This window comes from Streptomyces sp. ActVer (assembly GCF_027270795.1).
In the GTDB taxonomy this organism is placed as follows: Bacteria; Actinomycetota; Actinomycetes; order Streptomycetales; family Streptomycetaceae; genus Streptomyces; species Streptomyces umbrinus_A.
In genome coordinates this window covers 1-2130 of record NZ_JAPWHT010000804.1, presented here as the reverse complement: position 1 = coordinate 2130, position 2130 = coordinate 1, and the positions used below count along the sequence as shown (strand labels likewise).

General features: G+C 74.2%; 1 protein-coding gene and 1 pseudogene. Both read left to right on the top strand.

The window, feature by feature from the left end; all coding sequences use genetic code 11:
- Window positions 1-1647 (top strand): SUKH-4 family immunity protein (locus tag O3Q52_RS52250; protein WP_269655419.1); only part of this gene is annotated, 1647 nt, incomplete at its 5' end.
- A gap of 197 nt (window positions 1648-1844) precedes the next feature.
- Window positions 1845-2130, top strand: a pseudogene (locus tag O3Q52_RS52245) (cellulose-binding protein); the annotation flags it as partial.

The window sequence follows — 2130 nt, the reverse complement described above, 5'->3', positions numbered from 1 at the left end:
GGCGCGCGCCTGCGCTCTGGTGTCGTCGCCGCTGAGGCGGTAGATGCCGCTCTGCGGGTCCTGGACGAAGCCGTGGGGTCGCAGCTCGGCCCCGACGGGCCGGGCGGACCCGGGACCCCGCAGCCTCCTGGAGCCCCGGGTGCCCCTGGCGCCCCCGGTACCCCGGGCGGTACGCCTCCGGGCGGGGTCCACCACGCGGCGACCATGCTCGCCGACCCGAACCAGCCCGGCGCGCCCAAGCCTCCCGGTGCGCCCGGTACTCCGGGCGCACCGCAGCCTCCTGGCGCGCCCAACAACCCCGGCGGTACGCCCGCCGGTGGCGTCCACCATGCCGCGACGATGCTCGCCGGTCCGGCGGTGGGCGGCCCCGGCGCGCCCCAGCCTCCGGGTGCTCCGGGTGCTCCGGGAGGTCCTGGCGGGCCAGGTGCCCCCGGTACCCCCGGCACGCCCGGTGCCGTTCATCACGCCGAGACCATGCTGTCCGGTCCCCCGAGCGGTGGCCCGGGCACGGTCCCGCCGCCCCAGGCGCCTCCCGGGATGCCGCCGGGTGGCCCCGGCATGCCTCCGCCCGGTCAGCAGCCCTTCCCCGGCCAGCCCATGCCGGGCCGGCCGATGCCCGGGCAGCCCATGCCTGGTCAGCAACCCCCGGCCTACGGCTACCCCCAGCAGGGGCAGCCGACCGTCGGACCCGGCTACCAGGCGGTCCTGCGCTACCGCGCCCAGGACGGGAGCGAGCAGCAGCTCATCCGGCGTTCCGCGCCGGGCACCCCGCACCCGGAGTGGCAGATCCTGCACGAGCTGCGCGCGATGAACGTGCCGCCGCAGCAGGTGCTGGAGCTCCACACGGAGCTGGAGTCCTGCGAACTGCCGGGTGCGTACTGCGCCCGGATGATCCGGGAGAGCTGGCCGCAGGCGAGGATCACCAGCATCGCCTCTTACGGCACGGACCATGCGAGCCGTCAGCAGGGCATGGCCCAACTGCTCGCGCACCAGGGCGAGTTGCACCAGGTCGCGGACGGTCCGGCCAGGCCCGGGCCCGTACGGTCGCCGCTTCCGCCGGTGCAGCCCGCGCCGCCGATCCCGCCGGAGGCGATCGGGCAGGAGCTGGCGGCGGCGTTCGGGCCGGGGCTGTTCCGTTTCGACCAGGCGGCCGTGTCCCGGCAGGGCGTGCCGCCGATCGTGGCGCACACGCTGGTGGTGGCCGGACTGCCTCTCGACATGAACCCGTTCTTCTGGGCGCAGGCCCAGCCGGGCCGCCCGGTGCCGACGCTCGCCGAACTGGCGCAGGAGCGTGGCGTCCAGCCGTCCGCGGACGCGGGCTCGTACCTCGTCATGGGCAGCGACTTCGGCAAGGCGATCTGTGTCCAGTACGGGACCGCGCACATCGTGGCCGTGCCCGTGGAGGCGGGTCCCGGCGGCGCTTCCGTACCGCCGCAGTTCGTGAACACGGGGCTGCCCGAGTTCGCGCGCAGCCTCGCGCTGCTGGGCCGTATGTGGCGTCTTCGCTTCGGTCTCAACCAGGAGCAGGCGGGCCGCTGGACCGTCGACTTCCAGGCGCAGTTGGCCGCGCTCGACCCGGCGGCGCTCGGTTCGCCGGAGAGCTGGTGGTCGGTGCTGCTGGAAGAGATGTGGGACGGCTTGCTGTGACGCGACGTTGACGCCACGTCGGCGTGACGTCGAGTGCTGAGTGCGAGAGGGCCGGGCCCGGTCGGTTGACCGGGCCCGGCCCTTTTGCGTCACATTCCTGCCCAACTCAAGTCCGGAGTGTCGCGTTATGAACGCTTACGCCTGATCCGTCAAGATGTGCGGCAAATCATGTCGTACGCCGGAGAGGGGATTCGAGGATGAGCAACGCATCGGTGTCGCCTCATGGCTTCGAGGCCGTACGGGGGCGCGGTTACCGCCCCGACCAGGTCGAGGCGTACGCCGCGGCGCTCTCCCGGGGGCGCGACGCCGCCTGGGAACGGGCCGCCCGGCTGACCGTCCTGGCGAGGGAGATGGAGGCCGAGGCGGACCGGCTGCACGAGGTCGTGGCGGGGCTGGCCCCCCAGACGTACGAGACGCTCGGCGACCGTGCCAGGCGGCTCTTCGAACTGGGCGAGGAGGAGGCCGCGGCCGTGAGCGAGGGCG